Source organism: Trichocoleus sp. FACHB-262 (genome assembly GCF_014696035.1).
In the GTDB taxonomy this organism is placed as follows: Bacteria; Cyanobacteriota; Cyanobacteriia; order FACHB-46; family FACHB-46; genus Trichocoleus.
On record NZ_JACJPK010000019.1, the window covers coordinates 1 to 18817 of the forward strand.

Annotated in this window: 19 protein-coding genes, 1 tRNA gene and 1 pseudogene; 11 read left to right on the forward strand and 10 right to left on the reverse strand. The window is 49.2% G+C overall.

Going from position 1 to position 18817, the window contains the following annotated elements; all coding sequences use genetic code 11:
* The 3 genes and pseudogenes from H6F68_RS04610 to H6F68_RS04620 all read right to left on the reverse strand — a co-directional run.
* Positions 1 to 362, reverse strand: a pseudogene (locus tag H6F68_RS04610) (photosystem II q(b) protein); the annotation flags it as partial.
* Positions 363 to 846: 484 nt separating this feature from the next.
* Positions 847 to 2337, reverse strand: a complete 1491-nt coding sequence (locus H6F68_RS04615) for an MBOAT family protein (RefSeq protein WP_190556870.1) — start codon at positions 2335 to 2337, stop codon at positions 847 to 849.
* 77 nt (positions 2338 to 2414) lie between these two features.
* Entirely contained in the window at positions 2415 to 5774 is a 3360-nt protein-coding gene (locus tag H6F68_RS04620) for a DUF1574 domain-containing protein (RefSeq protein ID WP_190556872.1), read from the reverse strand.
* A gap of 368 nt (positions 5775 to 6142) precedes the next feature.
* On the opposite strand from H6F68_RS04620, the gene H6F68_RS04625 reads away from it, so the two are divergent.
* From H6F68_RS04625 to H6F68_RS04640, 4 genes are all read left to right on the forward strand, one after another.
* Positions 6143 to 6364: a hypothetical protein gene (locus tag H6F68_RS04625; protein ID WP_190556874.1), complete on the forward strand. Its 222-nt coding sequence runs from the start codon at positions 6143 to 6145 to the stop codon at positions 6362 to 6364.
* A 306-nt stretch (positions 6365 to 6670) separates the two neighbouring features.
* A complete protein-coding gene (gene ppc, locus H6F68_RS04630) occupies positions 6671 to 9799 on the forward strand; it encodes a phosphoenolpyruvate carboxylase (RefSeq protein ID WP_190556876.1) in 3129 nt (1042 codons plus the stop codon).
* Positions 9800 to 9882: 83 nt separating this feature from the next.
* Positions 9883 to 10569, forward strand: a complete 687-nt coding sequence (locus H6F68_RS28390) for a hypothetical protein (RefSeq protein ID WP_199299904.1) — start codon at positions 9883 to 9885, stop codon at positions 10567 to 10569.
* Positions 10570 to 10756: 187 nt separating this feature from the next.
* Positions 10757 to 11287 carry a pentapeptide repeat-containing protein gene (locus tag H6F68_RS04640; protein WP_190556878.1) on the forward strand — a complete coding sequence of 177 codons (531 nt, stop codon included), beginning with the start codon at positions 10757 to 10759 and terminating at the stop codon, positions 11285 to 11287.
* Here H6F68_RS04640 and H6F68_RS04645 read toward each other — a convergent pair.
* A complete protein-coding gene (locus tag H6F68_RS04645) occupies positions 11273 to 11989 on the reverse strand; it encodes a GDSL-type esterase/lipase family protein (protein ID WP_190556880.1) in 717 nt (238 codons plus the stop codon). The genes H6F68_RS04640 and H6F68_RS04645 overlap by 15 nt on opposite strands.
* Before the next feature lie 160 nt (positions 11990 to 12149).
* Here H6F68_RS04645 and H6F68_RS04650 point away from each other — a divergent pair, with 160 nt between their 5' ends.
* The 6 genes from H6F68_RS04650 (at position 12150) to H6F68_RS04675 (ending at position 14685) form a co-directional block, all read left to right on the forward strand.
* On the forward strand, positions 12150 to 12377 hold the full coding sequence (locus H6F68_RS04650; protein ID WP_190437156.1) for a DNA-directed RNA polymerase subunit omega: 228 nt from the start codon (positions 12150 to 12152) through the stop codon (positions 12375 to 12377).
* Entirely contained in the window at positions 12374 to 13015 is a 642-nt protein-coding gene (locus H6F68_RS04655) for a hypothetical protein (RefSeq protein WP_190556882.1), read from the forward strand. The genes H6F68_RS04650 and H6F68_RS04655 overlap by 4 nt, the downstream gene beginning before the upstream one ends.
* Positions 13016 to 13119: 104 nt before the next feature.
* A complete protein-coding gene (locus tag H6F68_RS04660; RefSeq protein WP_190556884.1) occupies positions 13120 to 13485 on the forward strand; it encodes a DUF1818 family protein in 366 nt (121 codons plus the stop codon).
* A 46-nt stretch (positions 13486 to 13531) separates the two neighbouring features.
* Positions 13532 to 13605 (forward strand) — tRNA-Pro (locus tag H6F68_RS04665).
* A 101-nt stretch (positions 13606 to 13706) separates the two neighbouring features.
* Positions 13707 to 14123, forward strand: coding sequence for a hypothetical protein (locus H6F68_RS04670; RefSeq protein WP_206755497.1), 417 nt, complete (start codon positions 13707 to 13709; stop codon positions 14121 to 14123).
* A 280-nt stretch (positions 14124 to 14403) separates the two neighbouring features.
* Positions 14404 to 14685 carry a hypothetical protein gene (locus H6F68_RS04675; RefSeq protein WP_190556888.1) on the forward strand — a complete coding sequence of 94 codons (282 nt, stop codon included), beginning with the start codon at positions 14404 to 14406 and terminating at the stop codon, positions 14683 to 14685.
* 56 nt (positions 14686 to 14741) lie between these two features.
* On the opposite strand, the gene H6F68_RS04680 is transcribed toward H6F68_RS04675, so the two are convergent.
* The gene (locus H6F68_RS04680; protein WP_199299905.1) at positions 14742 to 15014 is read right to left on the reverse strand and encodes a hypothetical protein; all 273 of its coding nucleotides are present in this window, start codon (positions 15012 to 15014) and stop codon (positions 14742 to 14744) included.
* Positions 15015 to 15416: 402 nt separating this feature from the next.
* On the opposite strand from H6F68_RS04680, the gene H6F68_RS04685 reads away from it, so the two are divergent.
* Positions 15417 to 15830: a response regulator gene (locus tag H6F68_RS04685; protein WP_190556892.1), complete on the forward strand. Its 414-nt coding sequence runs from the start codon at positions 15417 to 15419 to the stop codon at positions 15828 to 15830.
* A gap of 7 nt (positions 15831 to 15837) precedes the next feature.
* Here the strand turns inward: H6F68_RS04685 and H6F68_RS04690 are convergent, their stop codons facing one another.
* The 5 genes from H6F68_RS04690 to H6F68_RS04710 all read right to left on the reverse strand — a co-directional run bounded on the left by H6F68_RS04690 (position 15838) and on the right by H6F68_RS04710 (position 18676).
* The gene (locus H6F68_RS04690; protein WP_190437134.1) at positions 15838 to 16035 is read right to left on the reverse strand and encodes a hypothetical protein; all 198 of its coding nucleotides are present in this window, start codon (positions 16033 to 16035) and stop codon (positions 15838 to 15840) included.
* Between the two features lie 291 nt (positions 16036 to 16326).
* Positions 16327 to 16866 carry a Dps family protein gene (locus H6F68_RS04695; RefSeq protein WP_190437130.1) on the reverse strand — a complete coding sequence of 180 codons (540 nt, stop codon included), beginning with the start codon at positions 16864 to 16866 and terminating at the stop codon, positions 16327 to 16329.
* 129 nt (positions 16867 to 16995) lie between these two features.
* Complete coding sequence (locus H6F68_RS04700) at positions 16996 to 17685, reverse strand: helix-turn-helix domain-containing protein (RefSeq protein ID WP_190556894.1); 690 nt, start codon at positions 17683 to 17685, stop codon at positions 16996 to 16998.
* Positions 17686 to 17786: 101 nt separating this feature from the next.
* The gene (locus H6F68_RS04705; RefSeq protein WP_370587959.1) at positions 17787 to 18257 is read right to left on the reverse strand and encodes a Dps family protein; all 471 of its coding nucleotides are present in this window, start codon (positions 18255 to 18257) and stop codon (positions 17787 to 17789) included.
* 155 nt (positions 18258 to 18412) lie between these two features.
* Positions 18413 to 18676, reverse strand: a complete 264-nt coding sequence (locus H6F68_RS04710) for a ParB N-terminal domain-containing protein (RefSeq protein ID WP_190551111.1) — start codon at positions 18674 to 18676, stop codon at positions 18413 to 18415.
* Positions 18677 to 18817 lie beyond the last annotated feature (141 nt).

An 18817-nucleotide genomic window follows, 5' to 3' on the forward strand; every position in this document is an offset into this window, starting at 1 on the left:
ATGAGGAAGTGGAAAATCACCAACTGGTAAGGGCCACCGTTGTAGAGCCACTCATCGAGGGAAGCCGCTTCCCAGATGGGGTAGAAGTGGAGGCCGATTGCGTTGGAGGAAGGGACGACAGCACCAGAGATGATGTTGTTGCCGTAGATGAGGGAGCCAGCGACGGGCTCACGGATGCCATCGATATCAACGGGAGGAGCCGCGATGAAAGCGATGATGAAGCAGATGGTGGCGGAGAGCAGGGTGGGGATCATCAAGACGCCGAACCAGCCTACATAGAGGCGGTTGTCGGTACTGGTGACCCATCCACAAAATCGCTCCCATAGATTACCGCTTTCGCGTCTTTGTAGAGTAGTTGTCATAGTTGGATAAGTGCCGAATTAACTTGCTTGAATGTATTGTGATTAAGCAGTTAAGGGAGCCAAAATTTGACTGCCTAATATATAGGTTTAACCTAACTTCTTTCCTTAATACCGTTAAATAATATTTACTATTTGAGAGCGATCAATCGTAGGGAAATGAACTTCTGTAAAGAGATTTTAGCCTCGCGGCTTGGGTTGTTTCTGTACTAATAGTTTCAACATTTAATCAACAGTCTAGGGTGGCGATCGCTCTTTTTAGAGGCAATCATAAAAATATTCTGAAGCGGATACCTATAAGCTTTGGGTAACGAATGGGTAGGTTAACCCTAGCCTCAGAGCCAGAAGTTAGCGAAGATACGTTTAGAGATAAAAACAAATAAAAACCGCTAGCGACTTGTATAAATTAGCTAGCATTTAATAAATAGAAGCCCTGATCAAGTTGATCGGGGCTTCCTTGTTTTAATAGAACTTCCTAGAGAGCGCTCTAGAAATCAAAGTAGATATAAGGCAGACTGCCTTGAGGCGCTAACATCCAGACCAGGAAAAAGAACAACGGCACCAGCAGAAGCTTCAGTGGCCAATTAATTTGTAATTTCAGACCGCGATTGAAGGCATAGGCAACGCCCATTAAAGCCACAATTAACCACAGCAGTAAAGCTATCTGCAGTCGCTCCATTTTTAAGCCTTCCAGATAAATCTTTTGGGTAAATTGAGCATCTGCTGCATGGCCCCAGAGATGTTGCACGACCCAAGTGGAGTCCTTCAGGTTAGGTAAGCGGAAGAAGATCCAGGCTATAAACACCATCAGTTGCGTGATTAGCCAAGCAATAACTGCCCCCGGAATACTGAGCCAAAAAGCTTTGAGGCTAGGGGTGCGATCGCTATAAACCTGGGTTAGCCGATGTACGACCAAAGCGAGGCCGTGGATAGCGCCCCAAACCACGAAACCCCAAGCGGCTCCATGCCAAATTCCCGCAATCAGCATCACAATCGTCAAATTGAGGCAGGTGCGCTGTAACCCTTGCCGGGAGCCACCCAGCGGAAAGTAAAGGTAGTTTCGCAGCCAATCGCCCAGCGTCATGTGCCACCGTCGCCAAAAGTCAGCAATGCTGGTGGAGAAGTAGGGAAAGTCAAAATTCTGCGGCAAGTTGAAGCCGAGCAACATGGCGCTGCCTCGGACAATATCCACGTAGCCGCTGAAATCTAAATAAAGTTGTAGACCATAAGCAAAGGTCGCTAACCACAAGTCGCCGCTACCTGCCCGCTGGATATTACCGAAGCAAAGATCAACAAAAGTGCCAATGTTATCGCTCAAAAGCCCTTTCTTCACTGCGCCACAAGCAATCAGCCAGATCCCTTCCACAATCTGATCAGGCTTAGGAAACTGCTGCGCCTTCAACTGGGTAGCAAATAGGTGAAACCGAGTAATCGGCCCGGAAATTAACTTGGGAAAAAACAGCTTATAAGCTGAGAACTTGAGAAATTGCTGGGTCGCAGGAGCGCCACGATAGACATCGACCAAATAAGCAATACATTCAAAAGTAAAAAAGCTTAGCCCTAACGGTACGACTAAGTTTTCGTCTAGCCAGCTAGCATTTTGCTGCGCGGCGGCCCAATTTAGACCACCCCCCACACTAGAGAGCAAGAAGGGCACATACTTAAAGCCCACTAGCAATAAGACGTTGGCGGCAATCCCGAACCACAACAGCTGAACTCGGCGACGATTCCAATCCTGTTGGGCAAACTGCCAATCTTCAATCCGCCAATCTGGTGGCTCACCGATCGCCTGCCCAATGCGGAAATTAAGCCACAAACTTGCAAACAGTAGGGGAATATAAACTACCTGCAAGGAAGCATAGAACACCAGGCTGGCAATCAGCAGGGTCCATAATCGCCACCACGGTTCTCGCACCGACCAATAAATGCCGAGAACGAGTATCAGAAAAAGTCCGTAAGTCAGCGAGAGAAACGTCATGGGTAGGAGCAGAACTAGCTGGGCCGAGAATAGACAGAATCATCTCGTTGGGGATTGCCATCCGAGATCGGTCAAGTTTAGGGGGTGTTAGAGGCTGAAGTTTGCGATCGCGGCCAAGGAACCAGAGGGTCTTGAGCCAAACGGTTCGAGACTTCGTAGGCACCATAGCGATTTAGGTGGCTTGGGTCAGAAAAATAGTCATTTTCAGCCGGCCACAGTTGGCTCAAATCTCGAAAGACAAATCCGTTCTCAGTGGCGAGTCGGAGCATCTGCTGCCGAAACTGTTCTTCATGTTCCATCCGCACCGCATCCAAGTAGTCTTTGGTCAGAGGTAAGTTCACGAAGACTAAAGGAATTTGCTTCGCTTGCGTAAACTGCACTAAAGACGCGAGCGCCTGTGTCTGTTTGCCTTTCAGCTCAAAGGAGTCATAGTCGCTATCATAGTCACCCGAAACTTTGGCGTATTTCTGGTAGTAGGTAGCAGGATTAAACCGCAGAGACAGCGGCAAGAAACCATCAAAGTCGATCGCGTAGAGGAGTGAATCTGTCTCAACTCCCTCGGCATTCGGTGATGCTGATTTTGCCCCAAACTGCCCTTGAGTCGCTAGCAATTGCTCTAAAGTTGGCTCCGGCTTTAATACACCCGCCCACTGTTGCTGCAACAACTGTTTCAACTGGTCGCGCTGAGCATAGGTCGCAGAAAAAGCGCCTAAGGATTCGTTCATCCATTGGTTCAAGGCTTGATAACTAGCCGCTAAAGAAGTGCCCACCGTTTTGTTGGTATCGGCGGGAGTTCCCGCTGGAGTTGCAGTACTCAGGTTGCTCGTTGCGACTGTAGTTGCAGCGGACGATGCAGTACCACTGGGTGTATCAGGAACTGTACCCGCTAAAACTTGCCGATACCCTTCAGAAGCCGCGATCGCATTGTAGGTAATATCAACTCGGCCACTATTAAAGGCTCGGGCACCATCTGCCCACACAATCAACTTCGGCATCTGGGCAGGCGTGAGCACTTGGCGCAAAATCACATCTACCACTTGGGCCGTGGCCCCGTTCACGCCAAAGTTAAACACACTCAAGCCAGCATAGCCTTGAGCCGCCAAAGCTTTCTGTAAGGCAGCAGGATCAACGCCTCGCAAGGCTCTAGAACTCCCGATGATCAGGATATCGGGGGGGCCAGATTCCGCAAGACGCTGGTAGTAGAGCGCCAACTTTTCATCTAATTGCCGACTGTTGAAGGTTGGATAAGGCGATCGCGCTGCGGCCAAAATGGCAACCGAGGTGGCAGTCGCTTTCAGTGGTTCGGCAGGTAAAGGCTTGGCGGAAATACCAGTCTCATCTGCCAAGGATGCTGCTGGTGGAATCGACTCGGTAAAACCAGACGCATTAAAAGCTGTTTTATCCTCCCCCGGAGATTTCTTTAATGATGCTGGGGGTTTAGGCACAGCCAAGGGTGGACGGGATTTACTAGCAACAGACTTTGCGGCTGTAGATGCTTTCGTTGACGCAGTTTTGGGCCGAGCATCTACCGAAGCCACATTCGTTCTGACTTGGAGAATTTGACCCAAAACCCAGTCTGCTTGCAGGGTTAACAGCAGCCCTAAGGTGCCCCAAACGACAGCGACTGCCGCGCCTTTGTAGCCTGCTTGTTGCCCTAAAGGTTGGTCACTAGGCAAGAACAACTGCGACTGCAGCAAAAGTTGTTGTAGCCTGTGAGTCACCCGCTGGGTCGTTTGGCTCAGGGCTGCTTGTAAAGCTTCGGACGTTAGCTCTGGGCGGAGACCAATTTCATTCGGTTGGGTTAATAACTCATTGACATAGGCATCAGAAGCGGCAAACTCTGGGGTTGCCTCTGGCACGAGGCGATCGCGGGTGGCAAAGTCAGCACCATAACTCCACAAAGGACGCTTTTGCCCCGCTCGACGACCATAAACTCGAATCCCCGACACATTCGGAATTTGGAGTTGCCGCACAAATTTGGCGACGGCTGGCCCCACCTGCTTTTGCTTGGGGCAAACGGGCGCATCGCTCATGATGTGCAACAAATCCTCTCGATCTAGGACTTGAATGCGTACCCCTCCAGTTGCTAAGCGCCAATCGAGGTTAGGGTTCAGCAGGCGACTCAGCAAGAATTGTAGGGCGGGGCGATCGCCTTGTTGCGCCAATCCCAGTGCTGACTCCGCCAAAGCGCCATGTTGAGCCGCAGGCAAGTTGAGCCAGTCTACCCAAGCAGGCGCTTCCTGACCCGCCACCTGACCGTAGAGAGTGGCAGCGTGAATACCCTGTGGGGCTAGGGCTTCTAGTAACGTTGAAATGGTGGGGACAACCGTTGCTTGGCTCGGTGCTCCACTCGCTGGCGCTGCCAATGAATTAGATGAAGAGGAAGATTTGGCACTTTTGACACTACAGAGTAAATGCAGCGTAGATTCTTTTAACTCGGCCACCACTTCAACTTGATCGGCAGCCAGGGGAGGATTCAGCAAGCGGGCGATCGCTTGTACATCCCCCCAACGCGCCCACTCTTTCAGCATTTCGTCAGGCGGAGTCAAGTCAACCTGCAATCGCCAATCTGGCCGCGGTTCGCCACTGACTTGGCTAAAAACTAAAGCATCGCGAAAACTATCCAGCTCCAAGCCTCGAAGCTTCTGCGCGATCGGCTCTGCCAAAGACGCTGGATCAGGGCTATAAGGTGCTTCACAAATAATCCAAAGTCGCTGGTTGCGGTGCTGGCTGTCAGTAGCCGCATCAGGCGTACAGGGAATGGCCTTAGCTGTCACTTCAACGGCAACTCCCATTGCCCCCAAGGTTTCACTCAAATAGCGAGCGATCGCGTCAGGGCGACCTTGCTTAGCTAAAGTACGATTGGGAACTAGGAGGGCTGTGCCCGCTGCCGAGGTGGACTGAGGAGGCACGGAGGGGACTGGAGCTTTGGGTTGAGTTGCTGTGGCTGGCGAGCCTGGAGGTCTATTAGATTTTTGAGTAGTTGGACCCGCTTTAACTGCCGTCGTAGTTGAGTCAGACGTAGTTGAATTGGAGCGGGAGCGAATAGGGGGTTGTCGTAAGGTAAAACTAGAGAGGTCAGGAGGTGGGGGTTGTAGATGCTTAAGCTGTTCTAAATGCCGATCAAGCTGATTGAGGTAAATTGGCTCTGACCAACTGGGGCGATCGCTACTAAAGCCACGACCATAGAGAAAAATCTGGTAAATCGGATGCGGGTCGGGGGGTAGCAAGGCCGCTAAATCTGCTTGTGAAAGTGCCTCCACCACGCGACTCATTACCACTGCTGAGTCAGGAGCTTGGTGCCCTTCACATAAAATATGTACGAGATTGCCCCGAAACCTAACTTGAACCTGCACTCCTTGCAGATTAATCGCTCGGACAACCCACTGTGTTATGACGGCCTGACGACCTGAAGCCCGTTCATTTACATTCAACATCAAAGCCCCAACCCGTTGGATTGATTCAACTGAGCAAGCTCGCCCTTTACGAATAGCACACCCTGGCTGCTTTACACCCTTCAGACAGATGCGATCGCTCCCAGAAACGCTATACTGACGAAGACTATCTCATCCTGAGACGCTGTGCAAACACAGCTTAATCTGCGATTACCAAGCAATATTAAGCTCCCCAAATGACTGAGGATCGGTAGAAAGATTTACAACTAGTTTGTCTAGCCTGATTACAACAGGGTGAGCTTTGACGCAGCGTAGCACATGCTAGCTAAGACGAGTAAGAAGACTATTAAGCCGCCTCAACCTGACAATTTTCCAACTAAACGCTTGATTAGCAGTCTGTAGGCCTTGCTATGCCATCCACTTCGAAGCGACCTAACCCGGATCAATCCAAATCCAGCCCTTGGCTTAGTCTAGCTACTGTTCCTTTACTTGCATTCTTGTTAAGCGGTAAAGCCTTAGCAGAGTGTGTGCAAGAGTTGGGGCAGATGAGTGAAGAACTATTTAGGGGCGATCGCCTACCCAATATAGACTTTCCGGTCACTCATGCTTCTAACTCCGAAATTTCCGAGTAACTTTAAGTCACTCGAATTTGCTACTATTTTTTAGCTCTGAATCTAATTTGCCCCAGTTGTACTGCCTGAGGCTGGTCTCAATTATCACTTGAGACTAAATCTCAAATACTTGTGAACCGGGTCTTAGTTAATTTCTGACGTTGTTTTTGCGAACTGCCTCAGAAGTTACGAGGTGTAGATTTCAGAATTGACCTAACTAAGCGACGAATTGGGACAGAGTCAGGCTTTATTGACGCTAAAACCCCCCAAAATTAGAGCTTAACCCATAAAATTGTTGAGTATTTTCACTGGGCTGGAACAGACTCTATGAGTTCAACCTTCCATTCGTCAGATGATGCCTACAGCTCTGTAGCCATGTCAGCACCAGAGGCATCACAAACAATGGCTGTGAGCGCTACCTCAGAGCTGTTTCCGCATCAAAAAACGGCATTTCCCCTCCGCGAACGCCTAAAGGTCGTGGAAGACTTGTGGGAATCAGTGTTGCAGCAAGAATGCGGCCAAGAGCTGGTGGACTTGTTAAATCAACTGCGAGCCATGTGCTCACCAGAAGGACAAGCCGCCAATGCCTTAGAGCCAGAAGTCTTAAAAGTAATCGAAAAGCTCGATCTCAACGAAGCGATTCGAGCCGCTCGGGCTTTCGCGCTGTACTTTCAATTAATCAACATTGTTGAGCAGCACTACGAGCAGCGAGGACAGCAGCAACAGTATCGAGCCGCTTACGAAGGCGGTGGAGCGCAGAATGGCGATCGCTCCCAAGATTTAATCGCTTCACTCATGGGCGAACCCCTTGATCAGCCTGCTACCGAGCCACAACTAGATTTACAAGCCAATCTTTTAGAAAAGAGCCTGCAGGAAGCAAATCCACCTCGCCGGGAGATGGGGACATTTCACGGGCTATTTCCCAAGCTGCGAGAACTGAATGTGCCACCACAGCATATTCAAAGATTAATTGACCAGCTAGATGTGCGCCTTGTCTTCACCGCACACCCCACAGAGATTGTTCGCCATACCATTCGGGATAAACAGCGACGGATCGCCAAAATTCTGCGGCAGCTCGATCGGATTGAAGAAGCGGGTAATGCATCCAACTTAGTGTCTTCTTGGGAACTAGAAGCCCTACGAGAACAACTCACTGAGGAAATTCGCCTCTGGTGGCGTACCGACGAGTTGCACCAGTTTAAACCCACAGTTTTGGATGAAGTGGACTATACGTTGCACTACTTCCAAGAAGTGTTGTTTGATGTCATCCCTCAGCTCTATCAACGCTTCAAACGCGCCCTTGATACTTCATTCCCCCACCTGCGTCCACCCCAACACAGTTTTTGCAAATTTGGCTCTTGGGTTGGATCAGACCGCGATGGCAACCCATCCGTTACACCTCAGATCACTTGGCAAACTGCTTGTTATCAGCGCAACCTAGTTTTGGAGAAGTACCTCCAGTCGGTGCGGCGGCTGACCAACTTACTCAGCCTCTCGCTGCATTGGTGCGATGTTTTACCCGACCTGCTGGAATCCCTAGAGCAGGACCAGATGCAACTGCCGGATGTCTATGACCGATTGGCGATCCGCTATCGGCAAGAACCATATCGGCTCAAGCTGGCTTATGTACTTCAGCGCTTGGAAAATACTCAGGCCCGGAACTCCCGCTTGCAGACAGGGGATTACCTGCAAAACGAAATCTTAGAGAGCCAACCTGCAAATACCTATCGCTCTGGAGCCGAGTTTTTAGCAGAACTGCAATTAATTCATCGCAACTTGACTGCGACTGGTCTGAGCTGCCGCGAGCTAGAGAATTTGATTTGTCAGGTGGAAATTTACGGCTTTAACTTAGCCCACCTGGATATCCGCCAAGAAAGCTCCCGCCACTCGGATGTGTTTAATGAAGTCGCAGAATATTTGCAAATTCTGCCCAAGTCTTACAACGAGATGTCGGAAGCTCAGCGATCGCTTTGGCTCGCGACTGAGTTGCAGACTAGACGACCGCTGATTCCCGCCGAGTTGCCCTTCTCCGAAAAAACCTGCGAGATTATTGAAACCTTCCGCGTGGTGCGGAAATTGCAGCAGGAGTTTGGCCCGGAAATTTGTCAAACCTACGTCATTAGCATGAGTCACAACGTTAGTGACCTGCTGGCAGTGCTGCTATTGGCTAAAGAAGCAGGACTTTATGATCCAGCGACTGGTGTTGGCACCCTTCAAGTAGTTCCTTTGTTTGAAACCGTAGAAGACTTGAAGCAAGCTCCCTCGGTGATGTTGGATTTATTTGAACTGCCTCTGTATCGGGCTTTTCTAGCAGGGGGCCACGCAGCAGCGACTAACCCAGAAGAGATGCACCCGATGCTGCAAGAAGTCATGCTGGGCTACTCCGACAGCAACAAAGACTCTGGCTTCCTCAGCAGCAACTGGGAAATTCATAAAGCTCAGCAAGCGTTGCAGCAGATCGCTGAAACCTACGGAATTCATCTGCGGATTTTCCACGGTCGGGGTGGCTCGGTCGGTCGGGGGGGTGGCCCTGCTTACGAAGCAATCCTGGCGCAGCCTGGTCGCAGCGTGAATGGTCGAATCAAGATTACTGAACAAGGAGAAGTCTTAGCTTCTAAGTATTCTTTGCCAGAACTGGCGCTCTTCAACTTGGAAACCGTCACTACTGCGGTGATTCAAACTAGTCTGCTCCGTAATGGGTTTGATGACATTGAACCCTGGAACGAGATTATGGAGGAGTTGTCTCGGCGATCGCGGATTCACTATCGCGCCTTGATTTACGAGCAGGCTGACTTTGTTGACTTCTTCCACCAAGTCACTCCCATTGAAGAAATTAGTCAACTCCAAATCAGCTCTCGTCCGGCGCGACGGGGCGGCAAAAAAGATTTGGGCAGTTTGCGGGCCATCCCTTGGGTATTTAGCTGGACCCAAAGCCGTTTCCTAGTTCCATCTTGGTATGGAGTTGGCACTGCTTTAGAGCAGTTTTTACAAGAAGAGCCAGAAGAACATCTCAAGCTGTTGCGCTACTTCTACTACAAGTGGCCTTTCTTTAAGATGGTGATTTCTAAGGTGGAAATGACCTTGGCCAAAGTAGACCTACAAATTGCTCATCACTATGTAGGAGAGTTGTCAGAACCAGAGGATCGAGCCCGATTCGAAACTTTGTACGAACAGATCGCCAAGGAATACCACCTAACGCGAGATTTGGTCCTGACTATCACAGGCCATAAGCGCTTACTCGATGGTGATCCAGAGCTACAGCGATCGGTGCAGCTCCGCAACGGCACGATTGTTCCCCTTGGCTTCTTGCAAGTGTCCTTGCTCAAGCGTCTGCGTCAGCACCGTACTAGCTCCACCACTGCCATCATCCGCTCCCGCTACAGCAAAGGAGAACTGCTACGCGGTGCTCTACTGACTATCAACGGCATTGCTGCGGGCATGCGAAACACAGGCTGATATAGGTTGAACTAGCAAGCTGGCTTAGAATAAAACCTAAGTCAGCTTAATCAGCCCACCCAGTAGTCTTGTAAGACGCGCTGATGTCTCCTAGACGTACCCTAATTTGCACGTTTACGGCGCTAACGTCCGGCATTTTTGGTGCGTATATGGGAGGACAGCTTAGTCTGGCTACACAGAACCGAACCTGTGAAACTCAATTTTGGGGACCTAAACTTGTTTGTCAAGCGGCAGGTGCTCCTGGAGCTATGTGGCGGGGTAGTCTTACAGGCCTTTGGACTGGGGCAGTTTTGGGAGCTTTTGTGGCTGGGCTAGCAACCCGCAAAGTACCAGCAAGCCCAACGCTGATTATTCATCCATCCAATCAGCCAGTTCAAAGTGCCACAGAGGGAGCCTCAGTTGTACCCGCTATTACTTCTGAACCCGCTACATTAGCAACACCTGCTGCTCTCACCTCGTTGCAAACAGAAGTTTTGTACTGTCTCTTGGCGCTTCTCACCACCAAGCAAATCAGTTCTGAAACCCTCAGATCTGAGACCGATCCAGACACGGCGATCGCATCGCCCAACCTAGTAGAGCTGAAAACCTGGGCGGAAGACATAGCGCGATCGCAACCGGATACCTATGATGTAACCCAGCTTCCGAGCCTTCAGTCAGTCACCGTGGATGAAGCTCGGCACTTGTTAGTCGAAGCTGGCTTTTCAGTTCAAGCAGTAGACCAAGCTTGGCAACTCCTACAAGCCTCAGGCCAGATGCCTCCTCAGGCGTGAAACATAAAATCAGTTTGCCCGCTTCATGTTTGCCAGTTTTATAGCTGTTGCTCTAGAACCAGTGCCCTAAAACCAACGCCCTAAAACTAGTCAAACTTCCTGTCTAGCGATCTAGGTCATTCTCTCGAAGGGGTAGACAGTCAAGGCAGGGGTTTAAGATGCTATTGAGAAACCTGATGAAGTACCGATGCAATTCTTCCTTGTGAAAGCGATTCAACCTATTTTGCAGCGTTGTCTAGGCATCATTCTGCTGTTGTGCTTGGCATGGCTATGGATCATCCTGTGGGCGACTCCCGCTTGGGCTCAGGTTGATACCGTCAACTACAACAACGCCAACTTAAACAACCAAGACTTTTCCCATGCCAACTTAGTTGGCAGAACTTTTGTCGCTGCGGAAATGCGAGAGATTAATTTTCAGGGAGCCGATTTAACTAACGCCATCATGACAAAAGGTGTGCTACTCAATGCCAACTTAAGTGGCGTTAACTTCACTGGAGCCTTGGTCGATCGCGTCTTTTTGCAAGGAGCAGATCTTTCCAATGCGATTTTTCAAGAAGCCATTATGACCCGCACCAGCTTTGAAGGTGCGACTATCACTGGGGCAGACTTCACCGATGCTGTGCTCGATCGCTACGAGATTGCCCAGCTCTGCAAACGAGCTGAAGGAGTTAACCCAGTCACGGGAGTAGCGACGCGCGATAGCCTAGGCTGTCGCTAACGGTACCTGAGCCCACTGAGCCATTGCGGGCCAACTCAACACATCCTCTAGCAGCGATTCATATCCCGCTACATTAGGGTGAAGACCATCCTCGCACAGACGCGATCGCCACCAGTCTTCACCCCGATCTAGCCAATGCTGAAAAACGTCCAGATAGGGGATATGACGCTCTGCACAGGCCAATCGAGTCACTTCTTTGTAACGTGCTTGCTCACTCTGGCTGTAATAGAAGCAGTCTAGGAATGGCATCTTGGCTTCATCGATTGGCACCATGCCAACAAATAAAACTGGGCACAACTGCTTTGCTTGGTCTAGCAAATTGCTAATCTCAGTTTGAAATAACTCAAAATCGGTAAAGTTACGTCCTGTAGGTCGCCCCAAGCGGGCAGAATCGTTTACTCCGACGGAGAGAATAATTAAATCTGGCACGCGGTTTCGGAGCTCCCCGCGATGGCGAAACTCCCCATCTAACCGTTGGGCTACCTGCTGAACTCCATCCCCTCGCACGCCAAGGCTATAAAGTACATGACCTGGGCTATCCGGGAGCATCCAACTGCGACGCAGGCGCTCTACCCAACCACCCCCGGCTGGATCGCCAAAGCCATACACAATGCTGTCACCCAGGGCGACAATCTTCTGAGGGTGATGCTTAAAGACAAGCCCGCGTTGTTGCTGAGAAATAGGAGATTCAAGGGTTCGCATGCGATCGCCTGAACGCTGAATCGGACTTTATCATTCAAACAAAAACTTTGCAAATCTTGATGCATCTATAGAAGCAGACATAAACGCAACTTTTAAGGATCAAACAGCGTCTGGGAGACTCCTGATAGACTAGAGATTGCTCTCCTAACTTAGAAATTCTATGCACAAGCGTTCTGTATTCGATACCACCCAAATCATGCGACGGGCTGAAGATTTGATTGGGGCCGCTTCTAATCGTTATCGGATCACTGTGCAAGTTGCCAATCGGGCGAAGCGTCGTCGGTTTGAAGATTTTGACAGCATTGATGACCCCAAGATGAAACCCGTGTTACGGGCGATCATGGAAATGTCGGATGAGTTAACTCAACCAGAAATTATTGGCGAGTGAAAAGACGAAATCGAGTTCTAAAGTTTATTGCCACTGTTCTAAGTGTTGCGGGCTTAACTGCGATCGCAGCGGTAATGAGTTTGGGCAACCATAGCTTGCTCAATCCAGCCCCTGCTTTCTCTCAAAGCCCTGGTTTCTCCCAAAGCGTCGTTAGAGTTGATGATGCTTGGCAGCAAGTCTACAAGCAGATCCCTAACTTGCCCCGTGAAAACCAGTACACCAGCACAGAAACAGGTAAGGTAGACCCCAACAACACGTTGGTTCGACGTTTAATTCGCTATCACATCTACGTGAAGGGGCGACCCCCTGGATATCGCTTGGACTGGAAGCTAACCTTGGCTGATTACTTGGGTGCCAACAGCCTGATGCAGGAATCTCAGTATCCAGGGTACGACACCTTAAAGACTAATCCCCTAGAAGGCGATCGCATGGCGATTGGTCGTTTAAATCGAGTCCAACGGAATGCGTTAGCTCAAGCTTTGACTAATGTGTTTAGTCCTCGGGCTAGTCAAGCGGCTCAACCCAACCCGAACCCAGCGAGTAATGTTCCATCAGGCTCGACTCGGCCTCAGGGGACTCCGACTTCACCAAGGCTCCCTCAACCAAAGCCAGGAGATGCGCGGTTGCTCTTGCCTTAGCAGTTAATGCAATTTAATTTAAGTGGGTAGTTGAGTGGATGTACGTCTGCTGAACTACCTTTACTTTTTAGGCTTAGTTTCTGGGCAGATACCACGGCATTTAAATGGAACGACTAGTCAAAAGTGGACCTGGTTGGCGACTAGGTTGGGACCCTAATGCTAAGGAATTTCAAGGGCTAGTCGGTGGGACAGACTGGGCCATTGAGTTAACCGAAGCGGAATTAAACGACCTCTGCCGTCTGACTGAGCAGCTTGCTGGCACCATGCAGCACATGGCTACAGAATTAATGGATGAAGAAAAGATTAGCTGTGAAGCGGAAAGCGATCTCTTGTGGCTAGAAGCCGAAGGTTATCCCCATACCTACAGCTTGCGTTTCATTTTACAAACTGGACGCCGGGGAGAAGGCAGTTGGCCTGATTCGGCAGTGCCCGCTCTGCTGCAAGCTATTCAAGTCCTGAAAGTTTTCTAATTTTTTGTGCCGAATTGGGAAGTTATGGTATAGTCGTAAAGCACGACGGGGCGTAGCGCAGCTTGGTAGCGCACTACTTTGGGGTAGTAGGGGTCGTGGGTTCGAATCCCGCCGCTCCGATCGCATAAGGCCTGCTCATTAAATTGAGCGGGCTTTGTTGTTTTAAGCAGAACTCGCTGAGTTTATGGTTTAGCGGGAGCGATCGCACTATTACGGGAAACATGAACAAAGCCTTCTCTAGAGAAATCCAGAGCAGGCCGTTGACTCTCCCCGTCAGTATTTTCGTGAAAAACAATCAGCAATTTACCCATCACCAGCAACAGATCATCAATCAGAGCACATATGCTGGCATCGCTCTAGGTGTATTTAGCTCAGTCCTGTTCCGTAGCTATGGCTTTTTCAGTTTCTGGGTCTGGTTCTTTTTAATCACTTCAGCGGCAGTCGTTATAGTTTGGGCTGTGCAGGAGTTAGGCAAACCCATAGCACTGCCCAGATTGGAAGCCAAGCAAAACCCAGACTTAAAGCGGCAACTCATCAGAATGTGTGGTGGTGACAAAGCCTTAGCCGAGCGTCTAATTGGTTTTGAGAGAGGAAATTGCAAAGCAGCGATTGAAAAATTGAGGCGCGATCGACACTAGGGAAGCGATCGCCCTATTGAGGTGAGAAAAAAGGCTCTTAAGATCAAGTCGCAGTCAACCTCCCCATACAAAGCCTGCTCTCAACCATCTAGAAAAGCACGAAAGCGCCAGCTCTCACCAACCGCATGAACTCAGTAGCGATGCAATTCATAAGCTGCAAACGGTAAGAATCAAATTACAACTCCACTACCTAGAGAGATCGCTTCAGCATGACAACGCGATCGCTTGTGGGGCATCCTGAAGGGGTATTTGGCAGAATTTCTCGTCTTAAGCTTTTTGTATGTCTTTGACCTTCGTCTTTTATTCGTTGTTGGGTATATTCCTATTTGCCTTGGCCTTCTTTGTCATTTTTTGGCCAGTGTTACTACTGCTCAAGCATCTGGGAAAAAGCATTAACACCCGATATTTCATTACAGCACTCCTTACTCTCACCATTTCCGGAGTAGGGGTGGCCGCAGCCGATTTCCGATTTCTGGTGCCTCTAGTGATAGGGATTCCTGTTCTGGCACTGATGTGGTGGGGCGATCACAGGGCTGAAGCGAGGCAGCGATCGCGTCAGTAAACGTAAAACGTAGTAGGAAAGCGATTCGTACGGGTTCAACTTGTGAACGCCCGGTTTTATGGTCGCTTGTTTCCTCGCAGTCTCGCTTTCACTTCACGAACAGCAACCGCTGCAAGCACACCCACCACAGCCACTATAGAGCCAGCAAAAAGTTGGGCGATCGGCCACATGGATGCTCCACCTCCTTGGTAGGGGACGAAATACTCGTTGTAGAGTAGCCACGCCAGCAGCCCAAACCAAGGAATTGCACCTCCCAGAATAACGGAACGGTTCCCCTGGAAGATCCAGCCACAGATGCCTCCGGTGAGGGCAGCTAAAGAGATCAGCATTAACCACATGAATGAAATATACCCTCAAGATTGCATCAAGCCGTTTGGCTATATTTTCAATGGTGCTCTACGAAAAGAGCGTTTTAGCAAGCAGACATCCTGAAGCCTGGTATTGGAAAGCCCCTATTCAACGACTAGAGCGTGACAGACGGTAAGCAAAGCGCAGGGATGAAGCGAGGCAGCGATCGCGCCAATAAATGTAATAGGAGAGCGATGCCTACTTTCGGAAAAAACCATGCTGCCTAACTGATTAAACAGTGAAAGGATAAAATTTGCTCAAAGAGCGCAATTTTTACGCGATTTTGCTAACTATAGTTCGGCCAGTTCAGTGAGTACAACGGAAAAAATTGAACGCACAATATAGGAAGTTCGAAGCTTTACAGGAACTTGATAGAGATAGCGATGACAATCACTGAACTTCACAATTCAACCACTATTAAAGAGCGAATCTTGATTGTTGAAGACAATGAGCTGCATCGCTTAATTACTCACGACTGTTTAGAAGCTGAAGGTTACACGGTTCTGAGCCTACCGGATGGCCTCAACTTCTTTTCAGCCTTAGCTGAGTTCCAACCTGAGCTACTGCTTCTCGACCTGAAGCTACCTTGCATTGATGGATTGACTTTGCTTCAGCAACTAAAATCGTCTGTCTGGTCTGCCATTCCCGTCATCGTTGCCTCTGCCTACGCCTTCCAGAGCGAGAAGCAAAAAGCGATCGATTTGGGAGCATGTGCGTATCTCACAAAACCGATCGCTCTAGAGAATTTGGTGAAAACAATTGAAGTTGAACTGAAGACCGCTTACTCAATCATTTAACTAACGGTTACGGCTCTTGTTGATCAATAAAATCTTCTACAATCTCATTGATTTTTGAGTAGTTTACTGGGATTTTATCTGCTAGCTCGCTGAATTTAGTTGCCAATTCGCTGAATTTTTTAGACAGACTTACTAGCGTTTGCAGATCATTTCCAAGGCCATTTTGAGCTGCTAGATAAGCCTCTCTGAATTCTTCCGGTGTCATATGGGTCAGATCTCTTCAAGTAAGAAAAAGTTTGCGCTTAACAACTCAATTCTCTCTTTGCAGACCCCGAAACTCCCCTAGCCAAATGACTCAACCTGTATCAGCGATTGCGCCTAACCACAGGAAATTAGCTAATTACTCTGAGAAAAGACTCTAGGGAAATTCTTACTAAAAACTTTTGGCTTTTTAGTAGCGATCGCCTACTCACAGTCAATTAATCTTTATAAGCAAAAGAGGCAAAGCCTAAGCTTTGCCTCTCTGACCCTAAAACTTCTAATCTACAAAACTAATTTAGTTCGCAGCTACAGTCAGCTTGGGTTCTGCACTAGTCTGACCATCAGGCTGGATTGACTGCCCTTCAATAAAGGAGCGCAACATCCAAGCCATTTCTTCGTGTTGTTCCATCAAACCTGTGAGGAAGTCAGCAGTTCCTTCATCATGGAAACTCTCGGAGCACTGGTCTACATGGTCACGCAGATTACGAATCACCTGCTCGTGGTCACCGACCAAGTTAGAAACCATTTGCTCAGCTGTAGGAACGTCACCCCCATGCTCTTCAATGGATGCGTTTTCCAAGAAGCCTTGAGCAGTTCCAACGGGGTAGCCACCCAACATCCGGACGCGCTCAGCCAGTGAATCAATGTTTTCGGTCAGAGCTTGGTAGTGCTCTTCCCACATTTGGTGTAGAGAGCGGAATTGAGGACCAACTACATCCCAGTGGTATTTCTTAGTTTTGATCAGAAGCAAATAAGCGTTAGACAGATCACGATTCAACAATCCAATCACGCCTTGACGCTGTTCTTCGGTCAAACCAATATTTAACTTACGCATTTTTATTTTTCTCCACGCTTCAGCTCTCTTTCTACTGCAACAAATCCACACAATTGCAGCATCAGTCAAATGAGAGATTGTTGAGCTGGCGTAGGTTCTGAATCTTGGAGGATGCTAAAACGCAGGTGTTTAGGGCTTAGCTACAACCCCTGGACTCACCTTAGCGCGATAAAGCAGCTTCTCCTCTCGACGATAACCTGTGTAGCGGACTCGGACGCGATCGCCAGGTTGAGCAGTTCCTTCCATCAATTGATGCTGAGTTGGATCGTAGGGCAGTTCCATTCCCACTTCAGCGATCGCCTCGATTCCCCACTGCTGTAATAAAGTTTCAATCGGTCGCAGTAATGGTAGCAGTCTGACCGCTGGTGCTTGAGGGTTTTGTTGAGCTGCATAAGCCGCTGTCGGCCATTGCAGAAGCCAAGATTCGATCGCCTGCAAAACAGATTGTTGAAACTCTTGCCAAAGCGCCTCTCGTTGTTGAGCCAATTGCGCTTGCGCTCGCTCATATTCCAACTTCACGGCTACCAGTTCAGCCTCCAAACCCGTTTCACTAACTGTCGGCGAAACAGGACGTACCTCTGGCTCTAGGGCAACCTGAGAAAAAGTGCTAATCAGCTCAAGCAAGGAGATTTTTAGAGCTTGGCTGAGCTTAATCAAAGCTTCGGCTCGCATCTGAGTAGCTTGTCCTTGCCGCAGTTGCCGCACCTGCCACTCTGACACGTCGGCTTTTTGAGCTAGGGTTTTAAAGCTGGAAACACCCACCGGTTGCATAAGCGATCGCAACTGATGGGTGTAGTCTGGAGAGTTCGTTGGGATCATCCTACTTGCACTTCAACGGGTAGCTCTGAAGTAATACCATCTCATGTTCTACCCGTTCGTGAGTCTGAAGTTGATGACGTCCCAAGTAATGATTCGAGATTTTACTGATCGAGTAGGCTTCTCAACATCCAAGCTGTTTTTTCATGAATTTGCATCCGCTGCGTTAGCAGGTCAGCCGTTGGTTCATCATTAACCCGCTCCGTGGCTGGAAAAACAGAGCGAGCAGTGCGAACCACAGCTTCCTGACCCTCTACCAAGAGACGAATCATTTCGTCGGCGGTGGGGACACCGGGAGTTTCGTCGATCGAGCTAAGTCGGGCAAAATCGCTGTAGGTGCCAGGAGCAGGAAATCCGAGGGCACGAATTCGCTCAGCAATTAGATCCACAGCCAAAGCTAATTCGGTGTACTGAGTCTCAAACATGAGGTGAAGAGTCTGGAACATGGGACCCGTCACGTTCCAGTGGAAGTTATGAGTTTTGAGGTAAAGCGTGTAAGTATCCGCCAGCAGACGGGAAAGTCCGTCTACAATCTCCTTGCGATCGGCTTCACTAATACCGATATTGATGGCGATACCTTTAGATTGGGCTTGCATAATATCTCCGTAGGTAACTCAAGGATTTTGTTAGCTAACCATCCAGCTTGCAACTAGATTATGCCAGGTAGACAGTCATCGCTAAATGTCAGCGTTAATACAAAAGGCAGTTTACTCGGTTGCTACTTTCAGCTTTAGGCTAGGTGCATCTGCAAAACTGAGCGGGGCGCACGACGAACATTGCAGCGGATTGTTTCATGACCCAAGCGACTACAAGCCTCAAAACGGTGGCAACCCGAGAACCCGTAGTACTCGCCCTCAACTTCTAAAACATCAATGGGTTCTCTTAAGCCTTCTGCCTCAATAGAAGTCATCAAAGCGGCAACTTTAGCAGGGTCGTTTTGTCGGAACAAAGGACGACGGATTTTTTGGATGGGAATATTTTCAATTCTGGCCATCGGCTACGGCGGAGAGATAATTGCTTATGTCCTAAATCATACTCATTCCGACTACGATTTGCAACATTTTTTATAATTTCTCTTGTCGCAGCGACTTGCTGAGAAGCCAGGAAAGAGATTGTTAAGCCTGATGAAAATTAC